Below are 15,311 nucleotides of genomic sequence, written 5' to 3' on the forward strand. Positions count from 1 at the left end.
CTCGTCGCCTTTACGCAGCCCGGGACGACCAGAAAGTCCATCACTGGAATCCCCCTCGGCATGGCTCTTCAAACCGGCAGCAGGAGCTCAAAGGAAAGCATGTCGGTATTATTGGCTATGGGAAAATCGGAAGCACAATTGGTGAGCTGTGTGGTTTGCTTGGAATGAAAGTGACGGCTGTCCGCCGTAGCCTTCCTGAGAAAGGTAATGGACAGGGCGGTGTTGAAACCGTGCTTTACAGTGATCTCGGTACACTGATTCCGGATTTGGATTTTGTTGTTTTGAGCTGCCCGCTGACGCCACAGACCGAAGGACTGGTGGATATGGCATTTCTTGAGCGCATGAAGCCCTCTGCCTGGCTTGTGAATGTGGCACGGGGACGTGTAGTTCGCGAAAGGGATCTGATTTCGGCTCTGGATCAAAATTTGATCGGAGGGACGGCGCTTGATACGTTTGAGACTGAGCCTTTGCCGAAGGAAAGCCCGCTGTGGGCTATGTCCAATGTCATTGTAACGCCACATAATGCCGGAGACAGTGAGAAATATGCTCCCAATGTTGCCAAGCTTCTGCTGGAAAATATTCGCAGATTTGAAACGGATGAACCCCTGATCAACAGGGTCGTCTGAGCGTAAAGGCTGGCTGAGACGGGAGCGGGCTTACGCTCGTTCCTGTCCTGCCGACTGCCGGTAAGCCGACGCGATCTGTCCACGGGTGGAAACCCATACTTTTTCTTTCGTGCGGATGTAGTCGACAAACTTTTCCAGAGCGGCAAAGCGCCCTGGACGACCGATGATCCGGGTATGAAGGCTGATCGTCATCATTTTTGGGTGGGTTTCGCCCTCTCTGTAGAGCACATCGAAAGAATCTTTCAGATACTCGAAAAAATCATTGCTTGTGGAGAGGCCGCCCCGCCAGAACTTGATATCGTTCGTATCGAAGGCATGCGGGACGACGCACCACTCCCGCCCATCGACGTTGACTGTAAATGGCAGGTCGTCAGCGTAGGAATCACAATCATATTCGAAGCCGCCATGCTCTATCAGCAGGCGGCGCGTGTGGATGCTGGGCGCATACCGGCAGTACCAGCCAGCAGGCGTTTTCCCAGTGGTTTTCTGCAGGGATTCAATGGCAAGTCGGATATGCTCCCGTTCTTGCTCGGCTCCAAGCTGTGTGACGTCCTCCCAACGGTATCCGTGACAGACGATTTCATGTGAGATCGGTCCGGAAAGATAGTCCGCAAGGTCAGGATTGCGCTCGACAGCGACTGAGCAGGCGTAGAGAGAAACCGACATGCCGTAGCGGTCAAAGAGCTTCAGAACACGCCACAGGCCAGCGCGGCCCCCGTATTCATAAGTTGTTTCCATAGCTAGATCCCGTTCTCCTGGCGCAGGAGAGCGAGCGACCTCTCCAAGGGACTCACCAGCTGGATCGCCGTCTGTAACAGATTGCTCAGAGCCTTCCTCGATATTGATAACGAAGGAAACGGCGATCTGGCTGCCGTCCGGCCACTGCATCACAGGCACATTACGGGCGTAGCCAACGAAATCGCGATCAGACAGGCCAAACATGGAATGTTCTTTCATGAAAGTCGATCAGAGGGAGAGAGATGTTTCCTGCTTCAGGACAACGTCAAAGACGTCAATCGCCTTGCGCAGGTCGGCTATATCCAGAAACTCTTCAGGGCAGTGACTTCCATTCTGATTGCGCACGAACAGCATGCCACAACGGATTCCCTGATTGGCAAAAATTGCTGTGTCATGACCGGCCCCGCTGGGCATCGTCTGTGCGCCCACACTAAGGTCAGCCGCGGCTTCAAGCATTTCGTTTTGAATCGTTTCATCCATTATCGCTGGCTTGGAGCCTGAATGAGTCCCGAATTCGAAACTCACACCATACTTTCTTTCAACATCGAGGCACAGCTCTTTCAGCTTCGTCTCAATGACCTGAAGGGTCTCGGAAGACGTGGAACGGATGTCGATGGAGAAGGCAACATCGCCGGAGATCTTGCAAAAACTCGCCAGATCAGCGTCGGTGGAAAAGATACCGAAAGTTAGAGTGAAAAGATGCCCCTGTGCCTCTTGCTCCGCCCACATGGCCTGAGCCCGGGTCACAAGATCGGAGAGGGCAACTACGGAATCCTGACGGAACAGCCGTGGAGTGGCGCCTGAGTGTGCATAGGCGCCATGAAGTCTAGCATAGCGATAGCGTGTGCTACCACAGATGCCTGTCACAACACCGATGACGGTATCACTTTGCTCAAGGAGGCAGGGGCCTTGTTCGATATGAAGTTCCAGAAAAGCGTGGATATCCGCCGCTTTCAGGAATGGTTGACCGTATAGAAGGGCTTGTGGGTCACCGCCCGAACTGCTGATGCCGTCTTTTAGAAGACTGCCATTATCATGGCGTTTTGCCTCCAGATCGCTTGCACTGAGAAGGTTGAAAGCGGCTTTGCTCCCGATGTAGGAAACCGGAAACCAGGCGCTTTCTTCCGCACGGATCGCCATGACGACCAGAGATCGATCAGGGACATAGTTATCCTGACGCCATCGTCTTGCGATTTCCAAGGCCGCAATGACACCTGTCGCCCCATCGAAATTCCCGCCAGCAGGTACAGAATCCATGTGCGAGCCGGTCATGACGACGGGCAAGCCGGGTTCCTTGCCGGTTAGCGTCATATAGAGATTGGCACCGGCATCCGTGGCAATGTCTAGGGACAGCTCTTTCGCGACTGACTTCAGCAAGTCGTGAGCAGCCTGCTCGCCTTTGCCATAGGTATCTCGGCGAACGCCTCGCACATCTGGCGCGACGGAAGCGAGTTTGTCGAAAATATCTTCAAGGAATGTGTGTGCAGGCTTCATGGGAACCGGCGGCCTTCCTGGATTTTGTAATGGTCCTGTAATGTTCTACAGCGGCGAATCTCTTCCGGAAAGATAGATAAACTATATTCTCAAACAAGGAAAACGAATAACGTTCCGGAATCAATATGGTGTAGTTCTGAAGAATGATTTTTCGTGTTCAGAAGTCTGAAGCGGTTGTCCTTTATGCTTCGTGGAGACGAAAGGATGCTTTTCAGGCGATCTGGAACCGATACCCTCCCTGCCGTCCTGACGACAATCTGCCGTTCCGTTTTTGAGCGCGCTTAAGGAGATCGTAACGTGAATAGAATGAAATATGTCTTCCTGGGTGTGGCCATCTGCTCGACAGCTGTTGAACTGCACCCTGATATATCTATTGCTGCGACCACGACCGTGGGTGCCCTCAAAAAGAATAAGGTCATTGCCACGAAAGGTGTGACACTGCCTGCGGGCTCCGAGAAAAAAAAGACGCAGGTTGTGCAGGCGGCACAAAAGCAGAAGGTCGCCGCGTCCGAAAATATTGTCGTCACCGGCTCTTTTCTCGGTGCGGGCCGCAATGCGGATCCCAACCCGGTCCAGATCATCAAGGCCACTGATATCCAGAAGACATCTGCGACGACAATCGGAGATTATCTCCTCCGGCTGCCATCCATCGGATCCACCGGAAGTTCAAACGCAAAGTCCATTGCGGGAAATGGCCTGTCCTGCGTTGATTTGCGAAATCTGGGTCAGTCCCGTGTACTGGTTCTGGTGGACGGAAAACGTCAGGTCCAGACAATGGGCACTTCCACAGCCTGCGTTGATCTGAATGCCATCGCAACGGATCAAATTGCCTCGGTCGAAATTCTTAAGGACGGTGGTTCGGAACTGTATGGTGCGGATGCTGTATCGGGCGTCGTCAATATCAAGCTCAAGCATGATGTGAATGACGCAGCAATTTCGATGCGCGGTGGTATCACGGATGTTGGTGATGACCGTACGGGTCGTATTTCTGCGCATAAAGGATTTAATTTCGACCACGACCGCGGTAATATTTCGATCTTCGGTCAGTATATGACGCAAGGCGGAACATATCAGCGCGACCGCGCCTGGTCCCGCAATCCTTCCAGCAACAATCCTGCTCAGGGGGCTGCGGCCATCTTTGGATCGGCTATTACATCCCGTACACGTGTTGATCCAAGCGGGATGAACCTGATCAGCAATAATAACGGCACGTTCTCCCCTTACAATTCGTCCGATAATTATAATTATGGCATGGATCAGACGATGGTGGGCTATACGCAGTCTGCCAATCTGAGTGGTGATTTCCATTACGACATTAACCGTCATATGACGCTGTATAGTCAGGTCAATTATGCCCATCGTACAACATCGGGCATTACTGGACTGGGTGTACCGGGCAGTGGCAATCCGCAGTCCGAGCTGCTGAGCTCTCTGACCCTTCCCGCAGGAAATCCGTATAATGTCTGGGGCAAGGATGTCGGCCTGTACAAACGCTTTCCGGAGCTTGGGCCACGTGAGCTGAGCACAGCCGTGGATACCTATCAGGTTACCTCCGGTGCGCGCGGAAAAATCATCGGAAACTGGAATTACGACGCGTCCATGGCCTATGGGTCAAGCCAGTCATCCTTCCAGACCACCAATGACATCAACTACGCGCATCTTCTTCAGGAGCTGGGCGTAGAGCAGCTTAATCCATCCAGTTCATCCAGCGCCGTGGTCTATAACCCATCCGTTTGTAACAGCGCTGCCGGCTGCCAGCTTGCCAATCCCTTCATGCCATGGTCCGGTCAGGCGGCCAAATACATCAGCTATACACAGCATAGTCATGCCAACTATCAGTTGAGAGATTTTAATCTTCGGATTAACAACAACAAACTCGTAAAACTGCCTTACCAGAATGGTGGCAATATCGGTCTTGCATTTGGCATGGAACATCGCAGCGAGCAGGGAAGTTTCAGTCCCGATCCGCTGATTGCTGCTGGGCAGATTGCGGGTGAAAGCTCTGCTGCGACGGGCGGTGGCTTCAATGCGAATGAAGTCTATGGCGAACTTCGTGTGCCGCTGCTTCAGAATGCTCCTTTCGCCAAAGACCTGACAGTAGGTGCGCAGGGCCGTTGGTCCTCGTATAATACTTTTGGTGATACCCAGAACTGGAAGGCTAGCATCAACTGGGCGCCTACACGCGATATTCGCTTCCGTGCGACGCTGGGAACGTCCTACCGTCAGCCGAGTATCTATGAACTCTATGGCGGCAATACGCTGGCATTGACTTCTGCGATCGATCCCTGCTCACAGGCGAGTACTTATGGTGGCCTCAAGGCGGCAGTGATTGCGAATTGCGCAAAGGCGGGCGTGAACGCCAATAAATTCACCTCAGCCTGGTCGGGACAGCTCCCGGTCCTGTCGGGCGGCAACAAGGCCCTTCGGCCGGAGCAGGGGCGTACCTACACTTTTGGCACAGTCATCACGCCGCGCTTTGCTCCGGGTCTGAATGTTTCTGTTGAATACTGGCACTACACAATCAAAAATACGATCAATACCGTAAACCCGCAGTACATTCTCGATCAGTGTTATGAGGGTCTGAACAACTCTTATTGCAGCAGCATTGCTCCGAGGAGTTCTTCCGGCCAGATTACGCAGGTTTCCTCAGTTTACCAGAATATGGGTGGAGTAAAGACTGGTGGTATCGACTTTGACGTGAGTTATCCGATTCACATATCGATGAATGATACCGTTGTGATCGCCAATAACATGCAGGAAACGGTAAGCTATCTGCAGCAGAACAGCCCGGGTGGTGCGTGGCTGAATTATAACGGTCGGATGATCTATTCTGCTGGTTATGGTTTCCCGCGCGTCAAGGACTATTTCTCTGCCAACTGGTATCATGGGAATTTCAGCCTGACATACATGATGAACTTCACAGGTGGTATGAAGCTCAATAATGGTTCGACTGATTTGACCGCCAAGACCAACTCGGTCTCCCATGTTAGCCCTATCACGTCGCATGACATCTCTGTCGGGTACAATTTCGGCAAATGGCACTTGGATGGTGGCGTGAACAATATGTTCAACAAGGCGCCTCCATACGTTCCGACCGGTGTTTACAACACTGCCAGCGGTTTGTACGCTGAAGAAATGATTGGCCGATATGTCTGGCTTCAGGCAGGAGCTCATTTCTAAAAAGTATAACTTAATCAAGGCGTGTTCTGGGAACGGTTTGTGCTGCTTCAGGAACATTCTGGGGTGCGAATTCTGGATATGGTTTTTGAAAGGGGCTGATGCCATGCGTTTGCGGAGATCTCTCTGCGCTTTTCTGTCCATGGCATGCATGCTCTTTTCGGGAGTAACGTGTGAAGCCGCCCGTGCTCAGGATACCCTGACGGTGGGTTCTGATTTCGGCGTGGCGCCCTGGGTCATCCGTGGTCCGAATGGCCCGGAAGGCTTCGGGATTGATCTCATCAACATGGTGGCACGGAAGATGGGATACCGTTCGGTCGATGTCGAAGATATTAATTTCTCGGGATTGTTTCCGGCGTTGTTTTCGTCACGGATCAACATCATGGTCAATCCATTGAATATTACTCAGGATCGTAGTGAAAGATTGCTGTTCAGTGAGCCGATTTTTGCTACGGGCAATGGGTTTATTGTTCTCAAGGGACAGAAAATCTCAGGACAGGCGGATCTGAGAGGTAAGGTTCTCGCTGTGAACCGCGGAACACTCTCCGATACCTGGGCGACAGTGAACCATGATCGCTACGGGTTTTCGGTTCAGCGATACGAGACTTTTCCTGATTCGGTTCTGGCTGTCATGACGGGCCGCGCCTTTACAGCGCTGAATGAAATTCCAACAACCGTTTATGCGGCCAGCCGAAATCCTCTTATCGAAGTCGGATACAAGGATTTCGACGGACGTAATTTTGGTTATGCATTTCGCAAGGACGATGTAGAGTTGCGGAACCGGACAGAAATGGCAATCGAGTGTCTGAAACAGGAAGGCGCTCTGGGGCGCCTTTATACAAAATGGTACGGCGCGCCTCCTTCGAAGGACAATCCGCTGATGACCATTTATCCGGGTTTCGGACCACCGGGTTTTTCCGGTTACGATCCTGCGCCCCATTCTGTTCAATGTCACTGACCGGGGCTTCATGACTTTCTCTGTCATTTCCGGAATATTCTTCTCCTGGATGGTCCATGCAGCAGATTTTTGAAAACTATTTTAATCTGCAGGTTCTGAAGGCTGCCTTTCCGGATGTATTGGCAGGCTTCTGGGTAACTGTGCGGGCAGCGGTGCTCATTATTGCGATGGGTGTCAGTGGTGGTCTGGGGCTGGCTTTGTTGCGATGTCTGCGCAATCGGCTTCTGGATGCAGCGATCCGGTTTTACGTCGAAATTTTCCGGACGCTCCCTCAGCTTGTAGTGTTAATCTTCATATACTTCGGACTGCCTTATGCTGGCATCCGCTTTTCGGCATTTCTATCTACAGTCATTGCGCTGTCAGCAGTTCTGGCGGCCTTTTCGGCAGAAATTTTTTGGGCTGCCATTGCAGCAGTGCCTGTGGGGCAGTGGGAAGCTGCGTCTGCACTGGGCTTCCGACGCCCGCAGGCCCTTTTTCTTTTCATTCTTCCGCAGGCCATTCGCCTTGCGCTCCCTCTGGTTACGAACCGTACGATTGCAATCACAAAGGGAACTGCGTTTGGCATCGCAGTATCGTTGCAGGAAACACTCGGGAGCGCGCAGAGCGTTATGTCCATAAAGGCCAATTCGTCACCGCTTACGCTTGCAGCAGGGTTCTATCTTTTGTTCTTTATCCCGCTTGTCATGTTCAGTCGTTATCTTGAACGGCATTTCTCGCACTAGGATGCCCTGAAAATGCATCTGTTTCTGGATAATTTCTTCAATATTCCGTCCCTGATAACCGTTCAGGCTCTGCTCTGGCAGGGGGTGAAGTTCACTCTGCTCCTTTCGGCAGCAGCGTTGCCCTTGTCGTTACTGTGTGGTCTTGCGCTGGCGCTTCTTTATAGCTTCTCAGGGCGGATATTGCGTCGGATCCTTTTGGTGCTGATCGATCTGATGCGGGCTTTTCCTGTGCTCATGATGCTGATCCTGATCTATTACAGTCTCCCCTTTTTGGGGATCACGCTGGGTAGCTTCGCAGCGGTGGTGGCAGCGATTGTTCTTAATAATACCGGGTATTTCAGCGAGATTTTTCGCGCCGGGCTGGACTCCATTCCCAAAGGGCAGATGGAGGCGGCTCAGTCTCTTGGCTTTCATCGCGCCAAAGCCATGATCTACCTGATTTTGCCGCAGGTTCTGCGTAAGGTTGTTGCACCGCTGGCCAGTAATTCTCTCGAACTTGTTAAGACAACATCGATTGCGGGTCTTGTTGCAATCCCTGAACTTCTCCGATCTGCTCAAATCGCACAGGAGCAGACTTACAACCCGACACCACTAACAGCAGTTGCTGTCATTTTCTTTGTTCTGTTGTGGCCCTTTTCCCACTGGGTTTCGCGTCTGGAGCAAAGAGAGCTTTCGGGGCGTTCCAGAACGTGAAAATCCTCATAACAGGTGGCACGGGATTTGTCGGGTTGGCACTCGCGGAAGCATTGCTGAAGCTGGGTCATGTTCCCGTGCTTTTTGCAATGACGCCTGTTGCGCCCTGGTTCGGCAGTCGGGCTCCGTTTCGGGACGTAAAATTTATTGAGGGGAATGTTTGCTCGGCTTCCGATGTGGGTGCCGCAGTGGAAGCCTGCGCGCCTGAAATCGTCATCCATCTTGCTGCCATGACACCGGATCTTGCTACCGAAAAGGCGTCTCCGGCCCGCATTACCGAGATCAATGTTTCCGGGGTCGCAAACCTGCTCTGCGTCCTCCAGAACGCATGTAATGTCCGGCGTGTCGTGATCGCCAGCAGCGTGGCAATCTATGGACCCGTTGATCCGGCGGAGGGCCCTATAGAAGAGACCCGTCTTCTGGCGCCGCAGTCGCTTTACGGTATTACCAAACTGGCTGCGGAAAAGATGGCCCTCCGTCTGGGGGATATTTATGGGATGGATATCCGCCTGGCGCGGATCGGGCCGGTCTACGGGCCGTGGGAACATGATACCGGGGTCCGCCCGCTCCTCAGCCCGCAGGCACAGGTGCTGAGCCTTCTAAAGGCTGGCAAAAAAGCCGTTTTGGGGAGGGAGATGTGGGGAGATTGGCTTTACAGTCGTGATGCCGGGGCGGCGCTTGCGGCCATCGCGCTGAGTACCCGCTTGCGTCACGCAATTTATAATGTCGGCAATGGTCATGTCAGCGCTGTGGCAACATGGGGAACTGTAATGGCGGAAGCCCTGCACGCCCCCGGCATTTCGTTGGCTGGCGGAGGTGACGATGCCAACGTCCATTTTCCCATGAAGCAGGACAGGGCACCGCTTTCCATCGCACGCCTTCGTCAGGATACGGATTTCATCCCGTCCTTCACCGATACGTTGAATGATTATCTCACATGGCTGGAGCACTATCCCAATGACTTCTGAAAGGTCGCCCGCTATTCCACCCGTTCCGAATGTTTCGGTTGCAATTGACGTCCGGTCTCTGGAAAAGCATTACGGTAGCTATCATGCCCTGCGAAATATCAACCTTACGATCAATCAAGGAAGCAGGGTGGTCATCTGCGGCCCGTCTGGGTCAGGTAAATCCACCTTGATCCGCTGTATGAACGGTCTGGAGACGTTTGATAGTGGTGAACTGCTGGTGGAAGGGGTGCCAATCAACGGGAAATCTCGGAACCTGGACCTGATCCGCCGCGAGGTCGGTATGGTATTCCAGCATTTCAACCTTTTCCCGCATCTGACCATTCTGCAGAACCTCATGATTGCGCCGATGAAGGTTCGTGGCAAATCAAAAGCCGAAGCTGAGGCGCTTGCCCGGCATTATCTGGAACGCGTAAAAATCTCTCAGCATGCCGACAAGCTCCCATCCGCGATTTCAGGCGGTCAGCAGCAGCGCGTTGCGATTGCGAGAGCGCTGTGCATGCAGCCCAAAGTCATGCTGTTTGATGAACCAACTTCTGCGCTCGATCCGGAAATGATCAAGGAAGTTCTGGATGTCATGGTCGAGCTGGCGGACGAGGGCATGACGATGGTTTGCGTAACGCATGAAATGGGATTTGCCCGCAGCGTCGCGGATGAAGTCATCTTCATGGATGCCGGACAGATCGTCGAGCGTAATGCGCCTGACGCGTTCTTTCTGCACCCACAGCATGAACGTACCCGCGCTTTTCTTCAACAGATCATCCGACACTGAGGGCTACGCGATGCGTCTGTTAGATAAGACAGTAATTGTTACAGGTGCATCCTCCGGGATCGGAAGGGCCATTGCACTTCTTTTCGCGCGTGAGGGTGCGGTTGTCGTGGCCGCGGACATCACCGAGGATGTCGTGGAGGGTGGCGAACCAGTCATTCAGGCGCTTGGTCAGATTACACCGCGGGCTGTGTTCATCAAAACCGATATCTCCAGAGAGGATGAGGTCAAAGCGCTGTTTCGGCAAACCGTCGAGACCTTCGGGCGTGTCGATATCCTGATCAATAACGCCATGGTCCGGGGTGGTCTGCCTCTGGCAGAGACGGAAATGGCGGACTGGGACCGGGTGATGAACGTCAATCTGACAGGCGCCTATCTATGCCTGCGGGAGGCCGTGCGGCAGATGCTGAAGCAGGACATTGTGAACGAGACCCGCGGGCGTATTGTCAATATCACGTCCCAACACGGCATGATTGGGGCGCCGGACGATTTTGCTTACGGGGTCAGTAAGGCAGGTCTTGTCTATATGACCAAACAGGTTGCGACGGACTATGCGAAGGAATTCATTGTCTGCAATGCCGTGGCACCAGGCAAGATCCTGACCGGTAAGAAGGGATCGGCTATTGATCCCGCGAAACTGGAATATTCACGCCAGCGGACCGCCATGCCCCGATTGGGAACGTCACAGGATGTCGCTCATGCGGCTTTGTTCCTTGCAAGTGACGAGGCGACTTATATCGCCGGGCACAATCTGATGGTGGACGGCGGTTGGATGGCCCAATAATTACTGGACCAGTTCGTTGGGTTGACCGCTCCTCCGCACATCCTGCATCAACGTTAAGATGCAGGCCTAGAGAACTTTAATGTGCTATCCACTTGTTTTCAGCTCCAACGGGTTAGAAGCGTGACTGTCAGCACGACGCGCGACGTGTTGAAGCAATATCAGGTAGGACTATATTTTCGGACCATTTTTCTGGGTGTTGCAACGGCCATGCTGGCAAGAGAGACGCCATCTTGGGAGATCGTCATTAAGCCTGCATTGAGCGTGACGCTGTTCGTGATTTTTATCCAGAGGGACGGCTCGAAAAACCTCTTGGCTCTGGCTTGTTTTGTGTGATTCCATGTTTCTTTGATGTTGAGGAGCGGCTTGCGCGATTAAGCGGGCTTGGTGATCAGCTCAAAGTGTTTTCCCGGACTGCGGATTTGGAAGTGTTGCTTCCTGCCCTGGAGAAGGCTCTGGCCTATTTCGACAGAAGCAAAGGCGGACTTCCTAGGTTCGATCTAGTACTGATGTTCAAAACTCTGCTCATTCAGGCTCTGTACAATTTGTCTGACGAACGAACGGAATATCTGATTGACGTGCTCCCTTTTTGTATCCTCTCATAAGGAGAGTTCCCGTTTTTATGGTTTGGGGTTGATGGGATGACAAGTGTCTCGGGGGTATGTCATCCAGTTGGGAATGGGGCTGTCGCGCATGGCCGAGGGGAGCGAACCCTCCAGCTTCTTCATGACAGCCGGAAAGGTCAGTGAGGACACCGGTGTCTCAGCTCTGTTGAACAGCCTTCCCATGGTACAGTGGCCGTTGGGCCGGACCGAGGGCGTGATGCTGACAGGTTCAGGGATACCCTGGAGGAACGAGGGATCAGCTCTCCCATGGTAGGAACGGAGATCCCGCGGAAAAGCAATCAAATATGACAAACGAAAATACAAACGTCTCGACCGCATCTAAATCATGTCCAGTCGACACAAGGACAGGCGATGGATCACCACACACTATGATAGATATTCGACGGCCTTCTAGCTCGCTGCAGCCTTAGGTTGCGTCGTGGACACCGCGTCCAAAAGGATTTTTCCGAGGGTGTCATAAATGCCTACAGGGTGGTCCTTGATGGAGAGGGCCACGCCCAGGACCAGACCTGTACCGATGTTTCGCTCGGGGATCGAGACGGCGACGCCTCCGACGCCGTTTATGAAAGCGCCCTGATCCGTCGTGTAGCCAGAAGCCTTTGCGCGGGCGATATTTTCAATCAGGATTTCATACTGACGCTTCGGTCTTTTTTTCTGAAGAACATCATTGATGGTTTCGTCCTCACAGCCAGCAAGGATCATTGTGGCACCCGGCCCAAATCCCAATGGGATCCGCCCCCCCACACCCTGCGTCAAAGAGGGTATTATTTCGTTTCCAAAATAGGCATCGATACAGATCGCACTGTTGTTCGAGCGTGCCAGGAGGAAAACGGCATCGTTTTCCTGGAGGGGCAGACCAGCGATCACGCTTCGCAGGCGGCGACTGTGCATCAGCCGAAACTGTGACTCATTAAGCTGAAAATGCCCGGTCGGGGCGAGGATATAGCGCCTTGTCTGCGGTACGCGCGTCACGAGATGTTCCTGCATCAGGGAAGCCAGAAGCCTGTGTGTTGTCGCTTTCGGGAGCTCACACAATGCGGCCAGCTGACCCAGCTCCTCTCCGTCGATCCCGGATAAAGAGAGCGCTTTCAGGATACAGGCTGCCTTGCGAACTGCATTTTTCGATTCGTTACGCATCCGCTGTTCCACCATTCGGAATTCTTCTGGAGATTAATTCAAGATGATTGATTTTGTCAGTTCATTTCAGCAGCGTCGTATCGGAAACGTTATGAGAAATTCCTGAAGGCATCAGGAACTCCGCGAGAGGGAAGTTCAATGAGGTCAGTGTGTTGTGGTCTTGCTGAAGAAAAGAAGCGTGTTATTACAACACGTAAGCTGGCTCTTCTGGTAACCAGCCTTGCTGGGATCCTGCCCGATTTTGCGGCTGCCGCCACGGCGGACACCACAGCGACCAAGTCTATCAAAACGTCTGTCCTCAAAAAAGCACACAGGCCTGTCGAGGTTGCTAGCAAGGAAGATGAACAGGTTATCGTGACCGGAACACGGGACCCGCATCAGACCGCGCGCAAAAGCATCAGCCCGATTGTCGTGATTTCTGCGAAACAGTTACAGCAGACGGGCCAGGCCGATCTGCGCGATGCGCTGATCCAGATGGCGCCGTCCATGACACGTTCGAACATGAATATCGGCAATTCGAACATGACGGATGCGATACAGCTTCGTGGCCTGACGCCTAACCAGACGTTGGTTCTGGTCAATGGCAAGCGCCGGCACACGACGTCCGTCATGACGGATTATACCGGGCCTCAGCAGGGTTCGATTCCGGTCGATATTGACATGATCCCGGTCTCGGCGGTGGATCACATTGAAATTCTGCAAGATGGTGCGGCGGCCCAGTACGGGTCTGATGCGATTGCGGGTGTTGTCAACATCATCCTCAAGCATTCGGCGCACGAACTTACGGCACAGGCCATCAATGGGGGTTATTATGCAGGAGACGGCTTTACTTCAGGGGAATCCGTCAACTGGGGGACGGACCTTGGCAAGGGGCGTGGTTTCTTTGATCTGAGCGCTGAATACAAGTACATGGACCATACCGACCGTGGCGGTATGGATGATCGTACGGGAGCGTATGACAACCATGTCTTGGGCAATCCGCGTCAGATGCGCGAGACGATTTCCTATAACATGGGCTATCATATCACCGACCACATCCAAGCTTACTCTTTCGCCTCCTTTGGGCACGTCAACGGAGAAAGCTACCAAAACTATCGTCTGCCCACGGTTCTGCCTGAAGTCTATCCCAACGGATTTTCACCGCAGATCACTCTGGCGCAGAACGATTACAGCTTTACGGGCGGCTTCAAGGGGCAGTTTATCGGATGGGACTGGGATGTCAGCACCACATATGGCGGAAACGTTGCCGATGTTGGCATGTTCGATACAGTCAATCCCGATCTGTATGCCGCAACAGGAAAAACCCCCACGCGCTTCTCTCCCATGATGACCTTCAATGATACGGAATGGACGACCGATGCCGGGATCCGCCGTGGATTTGATGTACCTCTTCTGGCAGGGCCGCTCAATTTCGCTCTTGGTGCCCAGTACCGCTACGATACGTATGAGGTCGGGGCTGGTGAGCCGGCGTCCTATTACGGCGGCGGACCGTCCGCGGATGATGGTCTCTCACCCATGTCTGCATCCAAGAACTTCCGTGATGTGACAGCCGGCTATATGGACCTTTCCACGCAGCTGATGAAGGGCTGGCAGCTGGATCTTGCTGGACGCGTCGAACACTACACGGACGTTGGTAACACTGAGACCGGCAAGGCCTCGATGCGTTACGATATCAATCCGATGATTGGTCTGCGTGGTACGATCAGTAATGGCTTCCGCGCACCGACGCTTGCTGAGGAACATTATTCCGACATGGGGGTTTCTCCGACAGGCGCTTCGGGCATTCTGCCTGTTTCCTCTGCTGCAGCTAGACTGCTGGGGTCTCGGCCTCTCCGTCCGGAGCGGTCAATGAACTATTCCGCCGGTATCGTGATCAACCCGATCCCGCGCATGCATATCAGCGTGGATGTCTATCAGATTTCCCTGCGCAACCGGATCACGCTGGGGGGTGTTTATAATGGGCAGACAGCCATTGATGCTCTTGAGGCCGGTGGGTTTGGGCTGCCCAGCGGGCTGATCCCTGAGGATGTGACGGCGCAGTATTTTGCCAATACGGCCAATACGCGCACACGCGGCATGGATATTACGGCGAATTACGAAACGCCTTTCGGACGGTTCGGGACCGTCAACTGGGACGTTGCGATCAATCTCAACGACCCCGTCATCACCCGGACTGCGACGGATGAAAACGGCAATTCCTTGCTGAACGCGCTCTATCGCGGGTTCCTGACAAGCTATACGCCTCACAGCAAGGAAATCATCGGCGGGACCTGGCGCAAGGACAAATGGTCCGTTTCCATTCATGAAATCCATTATGGAAACGTGGTCTCACAGCAGCAGTATGTGACTGGCCCCTACGCCTATTCCAACACGGTTTATCTGCCCTTCAACAACGGGGCGAACCAGCAGACGAACATCCTTGTGGGCTATCAGATTTCTCCTCGATGGAGGGTCTCGCTCGGGGCGAATAATATTTTTAATGCCAAGCAGCCTATTGTGCCCAAGAGCACGAACTATCTTGGTGTTCAGCGCTATAATTTCGACGTCCAGCAGATTGGATTCAATGGCGGATATTACTTTTTCCAAGTCAATTACAGCATGAAATAAGACCTTTACACACCGGGA

At 53.2% G+C, this 15,311-nt stretch carries 13 protein-coding genes and 1 pseudogene; 11 read left to right on the forward strand and 3 right to left on the reverse strand.

Annotated features, from left to right (window positions below):
* A partial coding sequence (locus GSP01_RS07965; protein ID WP_304363365.1) for an NAD(P)-dependent oxidoreductase occupies positions 1 to 626 on the forward strand: 626 nt, incomplete at its 5' end.
* A gap of 30 nt (positions 627 to 656) precedes the next feature.
* On the opposite strand, the gene GSP01_RS07970 is transcribed toward GSP01_RS07965, so the two are convergent.
* Together GSP01_RS07970 and GSP01_RS07975 are read right to left on the reverse strand one after the other, a co-directional pair.
* Positions 657 to 1,583, reverse strand: a complete 927-nt coding sequence (locus tag GSP01_RS07970; RefSeq protein WP_202256468.1) for a polysaccharide deacetylase family protein — start codon at positions 1,581 to 1,583, stop codon at positions 657 to 659.
* Between the two features lie 9 nt (positions 1,584 to 1,592).
* Complete coding sequence (locus tag GSP01_RS07975) at positions 1,593 to 2,858, reverse strand: hydantoinase/carbamoylase family amidase (protein WP_141352468.1); 1,266 nt, start codon at positions 2,856 to 2,858, stop codon at positions 1,593 to 1,595.
* 306 nt (positions 2,859 to 3,164) lie between these two features.
* On the opposite strand from GSP01_RS07975, the gene GSP01_RS07980 reads away from it, so the two are divergent.
* The 9 genes and pseudogenes from GSP01_RS07980 to GSP01_RS08020 all read left to right on the forward strand — a co-directional run.
* Positions 3,165 to 6,038: a TonB-dependent receptor domain-containing protein gene (locus GSP01_RS07980; protein ID WP_141352587.1), complete on the forward strand. Its 2,874-nt coding sequence runs from the start codon at positions 3,165 to 3,167 to the stop codon at positions 6,036 to 6,038.
* Complete coding sequence (locus GSP01_RS07985; RefSeq protein WP_141352470.1) at positions 6,007 to 6,993, forward strand: substrate-binding periplasmic protein; 987 nt, start codon at positions 6,007 to 6,009, stop codon at positions 6,991 to 6,993. The genes GSP01_RS07980 and GSP01_RS07985 overlap by 32 nt, the downstream gene beginning before the upstream one ends.
* Before the next feature lie 56 nt (positions 6,994 to 7,049).
* Entirely contained in the window at positions 7,050 to 7,715 is a 666-nt protein-coding gene (locus tag GSP01_RS07990) for an amino acid ABC transporter permease (RefSeq protein WP_141352472.1), read from the forward strand.
* Between the two features lie 12 nt (positions 7,716 to 7,727).
* Positions 7,728 to 8,408 (forward strand): amino acid ABC transporter permease, encoded by a 681-nt coding sequence (locus GSP01_RS07995; protein WP_141352475.1) that lies wholly within the window; start codon positions 7,728 to 7,730, stop codon positions 8,406 to 8,408.
* Positions 8,405 to 9,376: an NAD-dependent epimerase/dehydratase family protein gene (locus tag GSP01_RS08000; protein ID WP_167495497.1), complete on the forward strand. Its 972-nt coding sequence runs from the start codon at positions 8,405 to 8,407 to the stop codon at positions 9,374 to 9,376. Before GSP01_RS07995 ends, GSP01_RS08000 begins: the two co-directional genes overlap by 4 nt.
* Positions 9,366 to 10,145, forward strand: coding sequence for an amino acid ABC transporter ATP-binding protein (locus GSP01_RS08005; protein ID WP_141352479.1), 780 nt, complete (start codon positions 9,366 to 9,368; stop codon positions 10,143 to 10,145). The genes GSP01_RS08000 and GSP01_RS08005 overlap by 11 nt, the downstream gene beginning before the upstream one ends.
* Before the next feature lie 10 nt (positions 10,146 to 10,155).
* The gene (locus GSP01_RS08010) at positions 10,156 to 10,926 is read left to right on the forward strand and encodes an SDR family NAD(P)-dependent oxidoreductase (protein ID WP_141352482.1); all 771 of its coding nucleotides are present in this window, start codon (positions 10,156 to 10,158) and stop codon (positions 10,924 to 10,926) included.
* Positions 10,927 to 11,046: 120 nt separating this feature from the next.
* Positions 11,047 to 11,259, forward strand: coding sequence for a hypothetical protein (locus GSP01_RS08015; protein ID WP_141352484.1), 213 nt, complete (start codon positions 11,047 to 11,049; stop codon positions 11,257 to 11,259).
* Positions 11,256 to 11,501 (forward strand): annotated as a pseudogene (locus tag GSP01_RS08020) (transposase); the annotation flags it as partial. The gene GSP01_RS08015 and the pseudogene GSP01_RS08020, both read left to right, overlap by 4 nt.
* 438 nt (positions 11,502 to 11,939) lie before the next feature.
* Here GSP01_RS08020 and GSP01_RS08025 read toward each other — a convergent pair.
* On the reverse strand, positions 11,940 to 12,686 hold the full coding sequence (locus GSP01_RS08025; protein WP_167495498.1) for a helix-turn-helix domain-containing protein: 747 nt from the start codon (positions 12,684 to 12,686) through the stop codon (positions 11,940 to 11,942).
* A gap of 138 nt (positions 12,687 to 12,824) precedes the next feature.
* On the opposite strand from GSP01_RS08025, the gene GSP01_RS08030 reads away from it, so the two are divergent.
* Entirely contained in the window at positions 12,825 to 15,293 is a 2,469-nt protein-coding gene (locus GSP01_RS08030) for a TonB-dependent receptor plug domain-containing protein (protein WP_141352488.1), read from the forward strand.
* The last annotated feature ends 18 nt before the right edge of the window (positions 15,294 to 15,311 follow it).

Source organism: Gluconobacter sphaericus NBRC 12467 (genome assembly GCF_006539125.1).
GTDB classification, from domain to species: domain Bacteria; phylum Pseudomonadota; class Alphaproteobacteria; order Acetobacterales; family Acetobacteraceae; genus Gluconobacter; species Gluconobacter sphaericus.